Raw genomic sequence first — 16,152 nt, forward strand, 5'->3', positions numbered from 1 at the left:
ACTGCCCATGTAAGTAACTCCAACATGTGACATCCTCCTTAAATTGAAATCCACTCCGTCCAAATCATGTGAATATGTTGCTGAATGGCTTCATCACTTAACGTCTCTTGTTTGTGCCGCTCATACCACCCTAAGTAATAATGGTACAACATCCATGATCTCTGGAAGGCTTTCTCTGGCTGCATACCCTTTTGGATAAATAACTGCTGCATAAACTCCATTCTCATTTGTTCCACTTCATCCAGAATGGAGTGATACGTACCATCCTTCAATGACAGCTTCCGCAGATAAAACAAGAAATCGCCCCGTTTCGTCGTCCCGAACATCCGGGTCAGCACGTCTCTGATTCGTTCGTCTGCGGTAGCATGGATGATGGACGCTGCAATAACCTGTTGTGTTGTCTGTTCCTTCCATGTCTCAACAATCTGTCTAATATAGCTGCTGCGATTGTTAAAATACCAATAAAAACTGCTCTTGCTACATCCTAAAGAAACAGCCATTTTTTCGATAACGAGCTGCTCGATTCCACCCTGTTCAAACCGTTTGATTCCTTCTTGGATCCATTGCTCTTCTGTGACAATGATTTTGGGCAACTTTCCTTCCCCCCTCTCTTTTTTCTGTACGATACCGTCTAGATGAGTGTTATATTACAGCGTTTTTTGAGTCGTGTAAACATATGGACATCGTTCTCACAACCAGATGATGAATATGAGGAGTGAAACTTACATAAACAGCCACTTGAAATAGCTGCGGATTTGATCTATAATGCTGTAGCATATAGTGATATTCAAGGCATTGACCAAAGACATGATTTCCTTGAAGGGCCGTTCAGAGAGAAAAGACTTGGCTGAGAGCTTTTCCGGCAACCGCATGTGAAGTTACCCCTTTGTAGCCGTGACGTTGAACCTGTAGCTGTGCAATGTGACAGTGACATCAGTAAGCGCCTACCGATTGATCCCCGTTAACGGATACCAATGGAGGGTCACGCATGTCGTGCATAAGCATGTTTTAATGAACATGAATGTACGTGCAGGAGCGGACCGAACTAGGGTGGAACCACGAGCTGAACGCACTCGTCCCTTGAGGGAGAGAGGCGTTTTTTTGCGTTCAATTTTGATATATAGCATGTAACCTACAATTTGAATGGAGGCTTTAATCGTGAGTATTCAGGTGAAATTGCCAGATGGAGCGGTACGCGAGTACGAGCAGGGCGTAACGATCGCTGATGTGGCGGGTTCGATCAGCTCCGGGCTGAAAAAGAACGCAGTAGCAGGTAAAGTGAATGGGAAGGCTGTGGATCTGAACACCGTTTTGGAGCAGAACGTTGATCTTGAAATTATTACGCTGGACAGTGCGGACGGTCTGGAAATTTATCGTCACAGCACAGCGCATTTGCTGGCACAAGCCCTCAAACGCATTTATGGCGAGAAAAACGTAAAGCTGGGTATTGGTCCGGTCATTGACAGCGGCTTCTACTATGACATTGATATCGAAAACCCGTTGTCCGTTGACGATCTGGCGAAGATCGAGAAGGAAATGACGAAGATTGCCCAGGAAAATCTGCCGATTACACGTCGTGTGGTCAGCCGTGAGGAAGCAACTCGTATTTTTGGAGAGCTGGAAGATCCATTGAAGCTGGAACTGATTCGTGATTTGCCGGAGGAAGCGGAAATTACGATCTACGATCAGGGCGAATTTTTTGACCTGTGTCGTGGGCCGCATTTGCCATCTACAGGCCGCATTAAAGCTTTTAAACTGCTGAGTGTAGCAGGCGCATACTGGAGAGGCGATTCCAACAACAAGATGCTGCAACGTATCTACGGAACTGCATTCCCGAAAAAAGCACAGCTAGACGAGCATCTGCACTTGCTGGAGGAAGCGAAAAAACGCGACCACCGCAAGCTGGGTAAAGAGCTGGAGCTGTTCATGTTCTCCGAGGAAGCACCGGGTATGCCGTTCTATCTTCCTAAAGGTATGGTTGTCCGTACTGCACTGGAGGATTACTCCCGTGAAATTCAACGCTTGCATGGCTATGAGGAAGTACGCACACCGCTGATGATGAACAATCGTCTGTGGGAGCAATCGGGACACTATGAGCATTACAAGGAAAATATGTACTTCTCCGAAGTGGATGAAACTACGTTTGCTCTGAAACCGATGAACTGCCCGGGGCATATGCTTGTGTTTAAAAATGAGCTTCATTCCTACCGCGATCTGCCGATTCGTATCTCCGAATTTGGACAAGTGCATCGTCATGAGCTGTCTGGCGCGTTGAACGGTATGATGCGTGTTCGTACTTTCTGTCAGGATGATGCGCATATTTTTGTTACTCCGGGTCAGATTGAGCAAGAGATTACAGATGTCATCAAGCTGATTAACGAAATGTATAGTGTGTTTGGCTTTGATTTTACAGTGGAGCTGTCCACACGTCCGGATGACTTTATGGGCGAGCCAGCGCTGTGGGATCAGGCGGAGCAAGCTTTGCAAAACGTGCTGGATCACCTGGGCATCAGCTACCGTATCAATGCGGGAGATGGAGCATTTTACGGTCCGAAAATCGACTTCCACATTCTCGATGCACTCAAACGCAGCTGGCAGTGCGGAACGATCCAATTGGACTTCCAAATGCCAGAGAAGTTCGACCTCACCTATGTGGGCGAGGATAATCAGAAGCACCGTCCAGTCGTTATTCACCGTGCCATCTACGGTTCGATTGACCGCTTCATGGGCATCCTGACCGAGCATTTTACAGGTGCGTTCCCATTGTGGCTGGCTCCTGTTCATGCGAAGCTGTTGCCTGTATCCGAGAACTATATCGAGACTGCCAATGAGATACAGGAAGCGCTGCTGCAAGCGGGTCTGCGTGTCGAAGTAGATACTCGCAATGAGAAGCTTGGTTATAAAATCCGCGAGGCACAATTGGAAAAGGTTCCATATATGTTCGTCATCGGTGAAAATGAAAAAACAACCGGTACTGTAGCGGTTCGCAAACGGGGCGAAGGCGATCTGGGATCGCTCAGCATTGCTGACATCGTTGAGAAAATCAGCACTGAAATTCGAGAGAAGCAATAAACTCTGAATAAAAGAAATAGAGCAAGACAAAAAAATATAGAGCAAAGAGCGCTCAAGCCACGATAAAAGTGGTTTTGAGCGCTCTTTATTTATATAATCAGGATTTTTGCAAAATCCTCATAATGCATAATTAGCAATGCTGAAGCTGAACGAGGCTGTTGGCGCCTCAGCCCAATGTTCAAGGATCATGTACACCAATGTCTAGCAGGTCTGTGGACGGGATTCGGTGTGATCCGTGGCAAGGGAGAGTGTCTTCGAAGAGGATTCCGCAGCAGTTGGATGTTCCGGGGAGTCTGCTTGCTCCTGTTCCTCGCTGAGGGACAAGATTTCGCCGCGCAGCTTGAGCATTTTCTGATCCAGCTCATAGGTTGCACGCGCAGCCTCGGATAATCCGTTAACGACATGCTCAGGCACTTTCTTATCGAACTTATAGTACAGAATATGCTCCATGCTGGCCCAGAAATCCATAGCCAGTGTGCGGAGCTGAATTTCAACCTTGATCCAGCGCGTACCTTCAAACAGAATTAGCGGAACTTCTACAATCACATGAAGGCTCTGATAGCCGTTGGGCTTGGGTTGGGCAATATAGTCCTTGATCTCCAGAATACGGATGTCTTCCCGTGTGCGCAGGTGATCCATCAGGCGGTAAATATCTTTCACAAAAGCACACACGACTCGCATTCCCGCGATGTCATGAATTTCACGCAGTATATTGTCCAGGGTGACTTCATACCCTTTGCGTCGAACCTTTTCCACAATGCTGTGAGGCTCTTTGATTCGGGTCTTGATATGCTCAATCGGGCTAAAGCCGTCCATCAGCTTCCATTCGGTCTGAATCAGCTTGATTTTGTTCTTTAATTCCTCCAGAGCCAACTGATAAAGGACCGGGATTTTTCTCCATTCCTCCAGTTGCTTGGCGTTAACTCCATTCTGCTCCAGCTGTAGCTGAAATTCCTGTAAGGGCAAAGGGACAGCATTCAAGTGCTTCCAATCCGGTTCATTCACAGGCCATTCTCCTAAGTGAGGCTTACGATGTCCTCGTTCTATTTCGTAAATATGCACTACCGTATATATTGTACACTATGTCAAAACCTACAGGCAAAGGAGAAGAGGGGGCAGGAAGAAAAAAAGGATAACAATTTGTATTGTAAAACCGAGTAAACCGATGTATAATTGCTGAAATGTTGCTTTGAAGCATTTTTTTAAAAATTACATGAAGCTCTGTTATAGTCATCTATTCAATATAAATTACAGAAAAAGAGGTCGAGAGAAATGGCAAAAGTAGAAAGCTTTCAATTAGATCACACGATTGTAAAAGCCCCTTATGTAAGAGCAGCTGGAGTAGAGCATGACGAAAAAGGAAGCACAGTCCAAAAGTATGACTTGAGATTTTTACAGCCGAATGAGGATGCAATTCCAACAGCCGCTGTACATACACTGGAACACTTGTTGGCGACGTATTTGAGAGATGAAATTAAAGGGATTATCGATATTTCTCCAATGGGATGCAGAACCGGGTTTTATTTGATTCTTTGGAACGAGCATGAGCCCGAGGAAATTGCAGTCGCTTTGGAAAAAACCTTGAAAAGAATTCTGGAAACCACGGAGGTTCCGGCTGTTACACCTTTGGAATGCGGGAACTACAAGGACCACTCTCTTTTCTCAGCACAGGAATATGTGAAAATTGTATTGGAAGCGGGCATTAGCCGAGATCCTTTCGAAAGAGTATTGTAATTTATGATTTCGATCGACCTATCTCATCAGACAGCGGTAGTGACAGGTGGCAAGTCAGGCATAGGCAAGGGAATTGTAGAGCTTTTTATTAAAAGCGGGGCCAAAGTGATTTCTGCTGATATTTCTTATGAAGAGCCGTATCGAGTGGTTCATCCGCAGTTGGTTGAAACTCACTTGGACATTTCCAGGCCGGACGATATTGAGAGATGGTGCAATGTACTGTTCAGCGAAACGGGAGTCCCCTATATATTGGTAAACTGTGCAGGTACTTCCACGATGGACTATGTTATTGATAGCGATTTAGCAGACTGGGAGAAGGTATTTTCTATTAATTCAACTGGATTATATGTGGCGTCCAAACGTTTTGCCAAAGAAATGGTGAACGCTCATAAGCCGGGACGAATTATTCAAATCGCTTCACAGGCTGGAAAAAATGGATATCGAGCGATGGGAGGGTATTGCGCCTCCAAGCATGCAGTTCTCGGATTAACCAAGGTTATGGCGGTTGAGCTTGCACCGCAAAATATTTTGGTTAATGCGGTCTGTCCCGGCATTGTGGAAACGCCGATGAAGCATCGGGAACGGATTGAGGGGGGCGTCATTCGTGGAATGACCGCTCAAGAAATATATGAGGAGGATTGTTCTCAGGTACCTCTGGGAAGAACGGCCGAGGTGGAGGACGTCGCCAATGTGGTGCTGTTTTTGGCAAGTCCGCTTTCTGCCTATATGACAGGGCAAGCGATTAATGTTACAGGCGGAATGACGATGCACTAGCAAGATCTGGGGGGAAGTAGAGATGAAGAAATCATTCGTTTTACTATTAGGAATCAGTTTATTATTAGTAGCCGCAGGATGTGGCAATAAAAGCTCTGACAGTAGTGGCGCCAGCTCCACTTCCGGTTCGGAAACACAGAAAATAGTCATCGGCTCCATGGGCTCGGACGCACAGATCTGGAAGCATATTGCCCAGTCTCAAGCAGCCAAGGATGCCAAGCTGGACATTCAAGTGAAGGAAATTAACGGAGGAATCGAAACGAACAATGCCACCAAGGAAGGCGAAGTGGATGTGAATGCATTCCAGTCGTGGGCTTATCTCGTTACCTATAACAAGGAAAGTAAGGCAGATTTGAAGGCTATTGCCACAACCTATCTGGAGCCGATGGGTATCTACTCACAAAAATTCAAAAGCATTGATGAAGTGACGGACGGGGCTTTGGTGGCTTTGGCAGATAATCCGGCCAATACGGCAAGAGGTTTGAAGCTGTTGGAGGCGTCCGGCCTAATTAAGCTGAAAGCAGATTTTGATGACGCTTTAGGCACGGTCAATGATATCACCAGCAATCCTAAAAACCTGAAATTTGAGCTGATCGACGACAAAACAGGGCCGCGTGTGATTCAGGATGTGGGCTTGGTATTGATCGGGAACACGATTGCTCTAGAGGGTGGCCTGAATGTACTTAATGATTCTTTGTTCCACGAAGAGATCAGTCAGGCGACTAAAAATAATATCAATGTCCTGGTTACCTCATCCGATAAGGCGAATGACAAAGGACTTCAAAAGTTGGCAGATCTGTATCATAGCGAGGATACCCAAAAATACATTAAAGATGAATTTGGCGGCACCAAAGTAGAGGTTAAAGAGCCTGTTTCTTATTTGGAAGGAAAGTAATACTGGGAAGTAGTTTGTCGCTAAGATCATAATAAAAGCAATTGAGCGATGTATAGAGGAATGACAGGATGCTCCCGATTTCCTCTATTTGCTCAATTTATTGATTATAAATCCAAAAACACAATGTACCAAATATGCAAATAAGCGACAAAGGATAGAGCAACCACTTGCTAACTCTATCTTTAAAAACGATTACCAAACAAACAGTACATATCCACGCGATTATCAATTGCCAGAAACCCAATGAAACAACACCTCCCCATGACAGATACTTCGACAAAGTGAACGGACTGACCGAATTGTTCCCAAAAGTTGTGATTGGTCAATCATAGCTGGACAGTCAAAAGTTCTTGTCGAAAATTTTGTGACATAGAAAAATAACCCAATCAGGTATGGTCTGGTGTATCCTTAAGTTCTGGCACAAAAAGGAAGGACCGCTGAATGGGTTACGACAAAAAGTGTACCCCATTTTCGAGCGATTGACCACACCTATGCTAAAATACTTGAACAACCTTTTACAGCCTTTCCGTTCCTGCTTTTCCAGACAAGCGACGTTCGAGTGGTTTGTCGTTATCGTTGTGGGTTTTATGCTGCGCTCCGACCATCTGGGCGTGACTTCCAGGAAGCTTCATCAGGAATCCGAAAATGTCTCCAAGGGTGACTATATCTTTGGTCATTTGTTCGGCGCCATCGGCATTCTGGTCGGCGATTCCCGGAAGTGGTTCTGCTTGCCCTTGTTCATGAATCTGCAAGACGGTGTCAAAACCATTCTGGGCTGGAAGAAGTCCGCGAGCGAACCCGAGTCATCTTCCCATGTCGTTCAAATGATCGAACAAGGTTTCGAGGCTGCGAAAGGCTTCGGTCAAGCGCTGCTGCTTTTGGATCGGTACTTCTTGTCGGTTCCGGCCTTGGAGCGACTGAATGCGTGCCACCTCGCTTCCGAAACCCGCATGCACCTGGTGACGAAAGCCAAATCGAACGCAGTCGCTTACGAGCGTCCCCCTGCGAAGAAGCCAGGGCGTGGCCGACCGCCGAAAAAAGGCCATGAGATCAAACTGAAGGAGTTGTTCACGACTCGCGCTGCCGATTTTCAAACCGCGACCATCCTGCTGTACGACCAAGAAGAGACGATTCAATATCTGTGCCTGGATCTGCTTTGGGGCCAGGGCTTATATCAGGAATTACGTTTTGTGCTGGTGGTTCATCAGGGTCGCTACTCCATCTTGGTCAGTACGGATTTGAGTTTGGCGGCCACGGACATCATCCGCTTGTACAGTTATCGCTTCAAGATCGAATGCACGTTTCGGGAAATGAAGCAGGTCACCCACGCCTTCGGCTACCGCTTCTGGAGCAAGTCGATGCCGAAGCTGAAGCGGTTTTTGAAAAAGGAGGAAGCGCATCCCCTCGAAGTCGTAACGAACGAGCAAGATCGGCAACGTATCGAGAAAACGATCCAGGCGATCGAGGGATTCGTGATGTGCCAGTGCATTGCGATGGGACTCCTGCAACTCGTCGCTTTGCAGTTTTCAGGCCGGACCTCGGGGCTTGTTTTTCCGCTATCTGCGAACGCCCTCCCATGCGGTGGTCTCGGAGGCCAGCGTTGCTGCTTATTTACGCAAATCTATTTTTCGCCTGTTTGCTCAGAATCCGCATGTATCCATAACGAGAATAATTAAATCCAAGCAGGAAAACGCTGATGTGGAGCGCGATTCGTTGGTTTCTTAGCGTTGGAGAACTTTTGACTGACCAGTATGTATTATAACCCACCAAAATTATACACCCAGTATATCCGAAACGGATACCATGCTTATACTCCGATTTCATAAATTTACTATAGGGTACTACTGCTTTATTCGTATACGTATCCATATCAAAACAAAAAAACTCAAGTCGAAATACCACTTGAGCTTAAAACATAGGTAGATATTATTTAGGTTTAGCCCCTTAACGATTTAGACCTTTAACGATCCGCGGAATCCTCTTGCACCATAGTAAGATTCTGCTCCATTTAATCCCATTCAAAGGCTCCTGTGTACAATTGATAATAAATTCCTTTGGTCGCGAGCAACTGATGGTGGTCGCCGCGTTCCTTGATCCGGCCTTTTTCCATCACCATAATGGCATCGGAATTTCGCACGGTGGATAACCGATGGGCAATAACAAATACCGTTCGACCGTCCATCAGATTATCCATGCCCATTTGTACCAGTGCTTCCGTGCGTGTGTCAATCGAAGACGTTGCTTCATCCAGAATCATCACCGGCGGATTCGCAATCGCTGCCCTGGCAATGGCGAGCAATTGGCTCTGTCCCTGCGAAAGCCCATTGCCGTTCCCATCAAGGTGGGTATCATATCCATCGGGCAAGCGTTCAATGAAACTAGCTGCGTATGACAGCTTGGCAGCCTGAATGACTTCCTCGTCACTGGCCTCCAGCCTTCCGTAACGAATATTGTCAGCTACAGTACCGGAGAACAGATGGGTATCCTGCAGAACAATTCCCAAAGAACGGCGCAAATCAGCTTTTTGAATACGCTGAATATTAATACCGTCATAGATGATCTCGCCTTCCGTAATATCGTAGAAACGATTCAGCAGATTCGCCACGGTTGTCTTGCCTGCACCAGTTGCACCTACGAAGGCAAGTTTCTGCCCGGGCATCGCATATAACGTAATATCCTGCAGCACCTGCTTTTTCCCATCATACGTGAAACATACGTCCTTAAATTCCACTTTCCCTTTCAGAACCACGGTAGAGCCGTCTTCCAGCTTCCATGACCATCCGGCACGATGCTGATTTTTCTCCAGCGTCACAAGCCCTTCATCCTCTTCAGCATGTTCATCCATCATATTGAATATCCGCTGTGCTCCCGCAAGGGCCACCACAAACATGCTCACCTGCGAGGAAATTTCGGCAATCGGCATCGTGAAATTTCTGGACAAGCTTAGAAATGCTGCGATACTCCCCAAGGTCAGGCCTGTATTCCAGCCAGAGATCGCCATAGCTCCACCAACAATAGCAACGAGAACATAAATTAATGTTGCAAGATTGGCATTAACAGGCATCAGAATATTGGAATATTTGTTGGCTGTTGCAGAATTCTCAAACAATTCATCGTTCAGACGTGCAAACTGTTCAATAGCTTCCTCCTCCCGGCTGAACACCTGTACCACCTTTTGACCATGAATCATTTCTTCAATATATCCATCCACCACACCAATCGATTCCTGCTGCCGGAAAAAGTGCTGAGTCGCCTTGGTACCGACTGTTTTGGTAATCCACAACATCGCGAGTGCACCCAATACAACTACAATGGTTAACGGCACATCCAGATATAACATCGTACCGAGGACCACGACAACCGTCACGGCAGTAGATAACAACTGTGGCAATCCATCCGTGAGCATCATGTTAAGGGTATCCACATCGTTGGTGTAGTGACTCATAATATCCCCATGGGCTTTGCGGTCAAAATATTTAATCGGAAGCTTCTGCATATGCCCGAATAAACGGTCGCGAATTTTCTTCATAATCTGTTGCGAGATCGTAATCATCAGCCGCTTCGAGACAAATGTACTAACGACTCCCGCAGCGTAGATTACAGCCAGGATAATCAATGTCTGCAACAAGGCATCAAACACCGGATGCTGATCGCCCAGCAATGGTACGATAAAATCATCAATGAGCAGTCGCAGAAAGGCTGCGGAAGCTACAGAGACGGCAGAGCTAACCAGTACGAGCAGCAACACCAGTGCAGTTCTAAACTTGTAATATTTGAAGTAGGTCAGCAAACGTTTAATGGTTTGACCATAATTTGTGTTATCCATCCTGTTCTTCACCGCCCCTCGTTTGTGTATGGTAAGCCTCTTGATAAATTGTACTTCTGTCCAAAAGCTCCTGGTGTGTTCCGATATCCACCATTTTGCCTTCGTCCAGCAGCACAATCTGATCTGCATCTTCGACGGATGCGATCCGCTGGGCAATAATGATTTTGGTCGTATCCGGGATACTTTCCTTGAAAACGTTCCTGATCAATGCATCTGTGCGTGTATCCACAGCGCTGGTCGAATCATCCAGAATCAGAATCTTCGGCTTTTTGAGCAAGGCTCTTGCAATACACAGCCTCTGTTTCTGACCTCCGGAAACGTTGGTGCCACCTTGTGCCAGGTGGGTATCATATCCATCAGAAAAAGTGGAAATAAATTCATGCGCCTGCGCCGCTTTGCAGGCTTCGATCAGCTCTTCATCGGTCGCCGATTCATTCCCCCAATGCAGGTTCTCCTTGATGGAGCCTTCAAACAGAATGTTTTTTTGCAGTACCATCGCGACCTGATTTCGAAGCACATTCAGATCATAGTCCTTCACATTGGTTCCGCTAACGAGCACCTCGCCCTCACTGGCATCATAGAGACGCGGAATCAATTGCACCAATGTGGATTTCGCGCTACCGGCTGCCCCGATAATCCCAATCGTCTGTCCTGAAGCAATGCGAAGGTTGATGCCGGATAGTGCATAGTTCTCGGCTTTGTCGGAGTAACGGAAGGAGACGTTGCGAAACTCCACCTCTCCCGTATGCAGTTCCATTACTGGTGATTCTGGACTTGTAATGTCCGGTTGCTCGCTTAACAGGTCGTTAATACGTCCAGCGGAAGCACGGGCAATGGCGACCATAATAACGACGATACCTAGCGTCATCAGGCTCATCAGGATTTGCATGGAATAAGCAAATACACTGGTCAGCTCTCCGGTTGTCATGCTACCACCCACAACCAGTTTGGCTCCAACCCAGGAAATAAGCAGCATCACGGCATACAGCACAATTTGCATCAGGGGCAGTTCATACGACAAAATGCGTTCTGCCTTAACCATTTGAGCAAATATCTTTTGGGATACCACTTGAAACTTAGATACCTCATGTTCTTCCCGAACATAGGATTTGACGACCCGAATGCCGCGAACATTTTCCTGAACCACTTTATTCAGGTCATCATAACTGTCGAAGGCACGTTCAAAGATGGGAAACGAATACTTCATAATGAGGACCATGCCCACCGCCAGAATAGGAATGACGATCACAAACCACATTGCGATGGTAGGGCTGCTCCGATACGTCATTATCATTGCAAAAATCATCATCACCGGACTACGGAATGCAATCCGTATGATCATCAAAAAGGCATTTTGCACATGCGTAATATCTGTAGTCAGCCTTGTGACGATCCCTGAGGTCGAGAATTTGTCCATATTGGAGTACGACAGTTGCTGAACATGACGGAACAGGTCGTAACGCAAATTTTTGCCAAAGCCTGACGTGGCGATTGCAGAGTGTTTACCCGCCAGTACGCCAAAGATAAGAGATACCAGTGCAAACAGCACCAGGATCAAGCCGTATTTAACAACCTGATTCATTTGGCCTCCGGTAATGCCCTGATCAATCAATTCGGCCATAAACAACGGGATGATGACTTCCATTGCAACTTCACCAAGCAAAAACAAGGGAGTTAGCCATGTATCTTTTTTATACTCCCTCACACTTTGCAGTAATTTTCCCAACATATGCATTCTCCTCTTGTGTAATAAACCCGTCTGAGTTACGTTCAGATGTAGATCAATCGTAGGAACAGATGCTATTATAAACTGTATAGTTGCTATACAGTCAATCCACATTTTTTGACCTGGAGGTACCCATGCATCCAAGCGACATGTTGTCCATTAGTGCTTTTTCCAAACTGTCTGATATAACACGCAAAACACTCATTTATTATGATCGTATCGGGTTATTCAAGCCTGCCTTTGTTGCGGACAATGGTTATCGCTATTACAGTCGTAGCCAGCTCGATACCATCGGTGTAATTCATATTTTCAAAGAGCTGGGCATGTCCCTGGAGGAAATCCAGGAGCATCTCGGCCAGCGTTCCCCTGGCAGCACCCTTAAACTTCTGCGAAAGCAGGAGGAGATTCTGCAGCTGCAGATTGCGAAACTTGCACAGGCCAAACAGATGATCATCCGGCGTGCGGAAGATATAGAGCATTCCTTGAATATTGATACGAGCCGAATGTATGTCATCTGGCAAGCAAAGACGCCGTTGCTGCTGAGCCGCCGCGTCTACTCATCCAAAAACCAATTTCCCGAAGAGCTCTGGAAGGATTTTCAGGTACGTCTGAACAAGGAACATGCGCCGATTGGATATCCGAGTGGCGTGATTATTCCCAAAGAGGATCTGCTGAAGAAGGATGGAGATATGATCTCCCATATGTACAGCTTCATGACCACAGAGTATTACGTTCAGGAGTATATGCCGGAGGGGTTCTACCTCGTGTCTTATGCGAGAGCAGATTATGGTGATACCGAGAAGATTTACCCGCAGATCTTTGATTATATAGAGAAGAATCATTACAGCATCAAGGGTAATGCTTACGAGAATTACATGCAGGATGAGATCGTGCTGCAACATGCGGAGGATTATCTGGTCCGGGTCATGGTGCATATTGAGGAACCGAGCGGTGGTCATCATCTTGGGTGATGGGGCATCAAGCAATCTTCCTGATCACATTAATAATTCCATAGGGGATTAAACTTTTGAAAACATATGGATATAAACATAAGCGACCTTTCCTTGGGTAAATTCCAGGAAAGGTCGCATTGAAGTGACGGTATACGGTCCAGCAACCGATATTGGATCGCCTTCTGCTGACCTTAATCGAACTTCGCCCATTGCTTGGTTTCGCTTCGTTCCTTACAGCAATCACAGGATGCAGTGTCCGCATTAATCGGGAAGCCCATTCTCAGACCTTTAACGATCCGCGGAATCCTCTTGCACCATAGTAAGATTCTGCTCCATTGTGGTACACAAAGACCGTATCGTAGCGACGATCGCAAAAAATGGCCCCACCCAATTTTCTAATATTAGCGGGTGTGATCACCCAACTGGATGTTTTCATATCGAAGTTTCCGAGCTTCTGCAGTTCCCGGTACTGCTCTTCTGTTAAAAGCTCAATGCCCATGGCTACTGCCATTCCAACCGCATTATTCTGTGGTTTATGTTCTTTCCTTGACTCCAACGCTTCACGGTCATAACAAATACTTCTGCGGCCCTTGGGACTTTCCACTGAACAATCAACAAAAGTGTATTCGTCTGCCTTACTGTCATAATGAACAACATCCGGTTCACCGCCACTCCTTTCCATTTCATGGAGCGACCACAGTTTTTCAGGCAGAGTTTCAAACTTCGCTTGCAGGCTGGCCCATTCCATACCTGGGTGACGGTTCATGTTTTTTTCAAAACGCGCTTTCAAGGTTTTGAGCAGTCCCTCACGTTGTTCTGGCGATAATTTCCTCTCACTTCCCATTGGGCTCGTTGTCATCTACATTTCTCCCTTCAATGCCTGCTTCAGTGGTCGGTTTGTAGAATAGGGTTGCCCATTTTATTAGAATTCATCGGACGAATATAGCGTGAGAGTAAGGTAGAGAATGTTCCAACTTCTTCAATCGATACATCATCACTAATTTCTTCGAAAAAAACGTTTACGGATTCATCCTTCTCCCTAACTAGTTGTAGGCACTTATTATAAGTTTCCACTAAGATTTTTACTGCTGCTACTAACCATTCCTTCGGTATAGTTACTTTGAATACATATATTCTTGATCTCTTTTAGCATCATAGATATAGTATAATGCTCAGTTATTGGAGGTGATAATATTTTTGTCCAAAAAAAAAATAATTAAAGTAACTTTAAGAATTGTATTTATTTTACTAATATTGGGCTGGATTTATTATTATTCAGGATCTCATCCAAGTGAAACCGCTAAATTAGTCGAAGTTCATGATGATTACTTAGTCATCCAAAGCGATGCCTCTAACGGAGGCGAGATTAAAAAATTATATATTTCTTCAAAGTCCGTTATCCCTCCTCTTGTTGTGGGGAAAGAATATTACTTCGTGTCAGACCAAAGGTATTTTCAACGTCCTTATATCCGTTTTGTAGAAGACTAAAACATGAAAGGTCGCTTTGTTGTCCTTTCACAAAAGCGTATTTCTGTTTCCACTCTCTTAAAGTATTTATGGAAATGGTATAAATAGAAAATGACAGATATATAATGAACAATAAGCACCATCATAACCATGTAGCTAGTGGTTTTGATGGTGCTTTTATACATTTTCAGGGGAAGAATGATTTAGTTTATGCCTATCTGGCCGGGATGCTGCGTGTCCCCTCTGTCATCGGGGATGAGCAGAGCGGGCACACCGGCGGCGCGCCTGCTCCAGCCGAAGCCATTCGGCGGGCGCCTGTCGTATCGCGCCGCATCCACGCCTTGCAGGCGTCGTCGGTGCATTTCCACACGGGCACGCTGATGCGTGGCTCCTCCCGTGTACTCGCCACCGACGAGGCCGTCCGCGCTGACCCGCTGCCCGGTCCGGGTCTGCTGCTCACGCGGGCAGCCGTGCTGGACACGGCCGCTCCGCTGCTGGAGCGGCTACCATGCCCGGAAGCCCCCTTCGGCTGGCCGAAGCTGGTGCGCCGCGTTTCCGGCTTGGAAGCCTCAGGGGGTGTGACCCCGTAGGCTTCCAGCAGGAAGCGCGACACGGCGGCAGGCTTGCCGTGGTTGGAGGCAGGGGAGGTGATGTACAGCAGCTCCTTCGCCCGGGTGACGGCCACGTAGGCGAGGCGGCGCTCTTCCTCCAGCGCCGCGTCGTTATCTACGGCCGCTGCGGGGGCTGCGCCTGCCCGCCGATCCTCTGGCAGCTCGCTGTGCAACGCGGAGCTGTGCGGTAGGATGCCTTCGCTGGCGCCGATCCAGTAGACGCAAGGGAACTCCAGTCCCTTGGCCCGGTGGATCGTCATGAGGCGGACAGCATCGCTGTCTTCCTCTCTGCGCAGCGATTCCATCTGACGGTGGCGCTCGGAAAGCTCGTCCGCAAAGCTGACGAACGCCTCCACCGTGTCAAACCGCTTCGCCGCCGTTTCCAGCTCCTCCAGGCTTTCCTGCATTGTTTCCTTATAATGAGTCCATGCGCCCGTATCGCCGCTTTCCAAATATTTATCATAGAAAACACGCCGCATTTCCTGAATGGCATAGGTCGGCTTCATCGTGGTGAGGCTGCGAATCAGCCGGATACGCTCCTTCACCTGTTCACGCTGAAAGTCGCGCAGCCGATCCCAACGGCTGAGATGGATTAACGGATATTTTTTAGCCTGCTGCTTTTCCTCGCGCATAATCCATTCCATCCCTGCTTCACGGGAGACATACAGCGGCCCAAGGGTACTCGGAATGGATTCCATCCGCCGGGGGTTCAACGACAGACGCAAGTGATCCATCAAGGGACGAATCAGGGATTGGTCATAAAATACAGCCCCGGCTCCGTACTGAATAAACGGTACATCCCGCATGATTAATTGCTCAAAAATAGAACGGCTTCCGCTGGCTGTCCGATGCAAAATTGCGATATCCCGATAGCGAAGCCGACCTTCCTCCACTTGTCCGAGTAGATGTGTAACAATATGCGCCGCTTCTTCCTCCGGCCCGGATGGCGTGGCAAACTGTGGGGGCAGGCCCTCACGTCCGGCAGCCGACAGGCGCTTGGAGCGTCGGTGGACGTTTTTGGCGACAATGTTGGAGCCCAGCCCCAAAATCCGCGCATCGCTGCGGTAATTAATATCAAGGGTAATGACCTTCGC

General features: G+C 47.2%; 14 protein-coding genes. 7 read left to right on the forward strand and 7 right to left on the reverse strand.

Annotated elements, in window-relative coordinates; all coding sequences use genetic code 11:
* Positions 1 to 38 precede the first annotated feature (38 nt).
* Both C1I60_RS09115 and C1I60_RS24435 read right to left on the reverse strand, forming a co-directional pair.
* A complete protein-coding gene (locus tag C1I60_RS09115) occupies positions 39 to 593 on the reverse strand; it encodes a TetR/AcrR family transcriptional regulator (protein WP_170970767.1) in 555 nt (184 codons plus the stop codon).
* 129 nt (positions 594 to 722) lie between these two features.
* Positions 723 to 872, reverse strand: coding sequence for a hypothetical protein (locus tag C1I60_RS24435; RefSeq protein ID WP_170970768.1), 150 nt, complete (start codon positions 870 to 872; stop codon positions 723 to 725).
* Positions 873 to 1,158: 286 nt separating this feature from the next.
* Here C1I60_RS24435 and thrS point away from each other — a divergent pair, with 286 nt between their 5' ends.
* On the forward strand, positions 1,159 to 3,072 hold the full coding sequence (gene thrS, locus C1I60_RS09120; RefSeq protein ID WP_137061430.1) for a threonine--tRNA ligase: 1,914 nt from the start codon (positions 1,159 to 1,161) through the stop codon (positions 3,070 to 3,072).
* A 201-nt stretch (positions 3,073 to 3,273) separates the two neighbouring features.
* On the opposite strand, the gene C1I60_RS09125 is transcribed toward thrS, so the two are convergent.
* Positions 3,274 to 4,077, reverse strand: coding sequence for a GTP pyrophosphokinase (locus C1I60_RS09125; RefSeq protein WP_137061431.1), 804 nt, complete (start codon positions 4,075 to 4,077; stop codon positions 3,274 to 3,276).
* 267 nt (positions 4,078 to 4,344) lie between these two features.
* Here C1I60_RS09125 and C1I60_RS09130 point away from each other — a divergent pair, with 267 nt between their 5' ends.
* The 4 genes from C1I60_RS09130 to C1I60_RS09145 all read left to right on the forward strand — a co-directional run bounded on the left by C1I60_RS09130 (position 4,345) and on the right by C1I60_RS09145 (position 8,151).
* Complete coding sequence (locus C1I60_RS09130; RefSeq protein ID WP_137061432.1) at positions 4,345 to 4,806, forward strand: S-ribosylhomocysteine lyase; 462 nt, start codon at positions 4,345 to 4,347, stop codon at positions 4,804 to 4,806.
* Positions 4,807 to 4,809: 3 nt separating this feature from the next.
* Complete coding sequence (locus C1I60_RS09135) at positions 4,810 to 5,580, forward strand: SDR family NAD(P)-dependent oxidoreductase (protein WP_137061433.1); 771 nt, start codon at positions 4,810 to 4,812, stop codon at positions 5,578 to 5,580.
* Positions 5,581 to 5,602: 22 nt separating this feature from the next.
* The gene (locus C1I60_RS09140) at positions 5,603 to 6,475 is read left to right on the forward strand and encodes a MetQ/NlpA family ABC transporter substrate-binding protein (protein WP_137061434.1); all 873 of its coding nucleotides are present in this window, start codon (positions 5,603 to 5,605) and stop codon (positions 6,473 to 6,475) included.
* Positions 6,476 to 6,978: 503 nt separating this feature from the next.
* Entirely contained in the window at positions 6,979 to 8,151 is a 1,173-nt protein-coding gene (locus tag C1I60_RS09145; RefSeq protein ID WP_252361646.1) for a transposase, read from the forward strand.
* 332 nt (positions 8,152 to 8,483) lie between these two features.
* Here C1I60_RS09145 and C1I60_RS09150 read toward each other — a convergent pair whose 3' ends face one another.
* Both C1I60_RS09150 and C1I60_RS09155 read right to left on the reverse strand, forming a co-directional pair.
* Positions 8,484 to 10,301 carry an ABC transporter ATP-binding protein gene (locus tag C1I60_RS09150; RefSeq protein ID WP_137061435.1) on the reverse strand — a complete coding sequence of 606 codons (1,818 nt, stop codon included), beginning with the start codon at positions 10,299 to 10,301 and terminating at the stop codon, positions 8,484 to 8,486.
* Complete coding sequence (locus tag C1I60_RS09155; RefSeq protein WP_137061436.1) at positions 10,294 to 12,030, reverse strand: ABC transporter ATP-binding protein; 1,737 nt, start codon at positions 12,028 to 12,030, stop codon at positions 10,294 to 10,296. Before C1I60_RS09155 ends, C1I60_RS09150 begins: the two co-directional genes overlap by 8 nt.
* Before the next feature lie 131 nt (positions 12,031 to 12,161).
* On the opposite strand from C1I60_RS09155, the gene C1I60_RS09160 reads away from it, so the two are divergent.
* Positions 12,162 to 12,998 carry a MerR family transcriptional regulator gene (locus C1I60_RS09160; protein ID WP_137061437.1) on the forward strand — a complete coding sequence of 279 codons (837 nt, stop codon included), beginning with the start codon at positions 12,162 to 12,164 and terminating at the stop codon, positions 12,996 to 12,998.
* A gap of 262 nt (positions 12,999 to 13,260) precedes the next feature.
* Here the strand turns inward: C1I60_RS09160 and C1I60_RS09165 are convergent, their stop codons facing one another.
* Positions 13,261 to 13,839 (reverse strand): DUF4256 domain-containing protein, encoded by a 579-nt coding sequence (locus tag C1I60_RS09165; protein ID WP_212734453.1) that lies wholly within the window; start codon positions 13,837 to 13,839, stop codon positions 13,261 to 13,263.
* Between the two features lie 338 nt (positions 13,840 to 14,177).
* Here C1I60_RS09165 and C1I60_RS09170 point away from each other — a divergent pair, with 338 nt between their 5' ends.
* Positions 14,178 to 14,468 (forward strand): hypothetical protein, encoded by a 291-nt coding sequence (locus C1I60_RS09170; protein WP_252361647.1) that lies wholly within the window; start codon positions 14,178 to 14,180, stop codon positions 14,466 to 14,468.
* Between the two features lie 193 nt (positions 14,469 to 14,661).
* On the opposite strand, the gene C1I60_RS25480 is transcribed toward C1I60_RS09170, so the two are convergent.
* Positions 14,662 to 16,152: 3'-5' exonuclease (locus C1I60_RS25480; protein WP_289306510.1), on the reverse strand; the 1,491-nt coding region annotated here is incomplete at its 5' end.

Source organism: Paenibacillus terrae (genome assembly GCF_005217525.1).
Lineage (GTDB): Bacteria > Bacillota > Bacilli > Paenibacillales > Paenibacillaceae > Paenibacillus > Paenibacillus terrae_C.

Excerpts from the sequence above, each read along its gene's own strand:
- C1I60_RS24435 (WP_170970768.1), bottom strand. The coding sequence starts at position 872 with ATGCGGTTGCCGGAAAAGCTCTCAGCCAAGTCTTTTCTCTCTGAACGG.
- C1I60_RS09130 (WP_137061432.1), top strand. The coding sequence starts at position 4,345 with ATGGCAAAAGTAGAAAGCTTTCAATTAGATCACACGATTGTAAAAGCC.
- C1I60_RS09135 (WP_137061433.1), top strand. The coding sequence starts at position 4,810 with ATGATTTCGATCGACCTATCTCATCAGACAGCGGTAGTGACAGGTGGC.
- C1I60_RS09140 (WP_137061434.1), top strand. The coding sequence starts at position 5,603 with ATGAAGAAATCATTCGTTTTACTATTAGGAATCAGTTTATTATTAGTA.
- C1I60_RS09150 (WP_137061435.1), bottom strand. The coding sequence starts at position 10,301 with ATGGATAACACAAATTATGGTCAAACCATTAAACGTTTGCTGACCTAC.
- C1I60_RS09155 (WP_137061436.1), bottom strand. The coding sequence starts at position 12,030 with ATGTTGGGAAAATTACTGCAAAGTGTGAGGGAGTATAAAAAAGATACA.
- C1I60_RS09160 (WP_137061437.1), top strand. The coding sequence starts at position 12,162 with ATGCATCCAAGCGACATGTTGTCCATTAGTGCTTTTTCCAAACTGTCT.
- C1I60_RS09165 (WP_212734453.1), bottom strand. The coding sequence starts at position 13,839 with ATGACAACGAGCCCAATGGGAAGTGAGAGGAAATTATCGCCAGAACAA.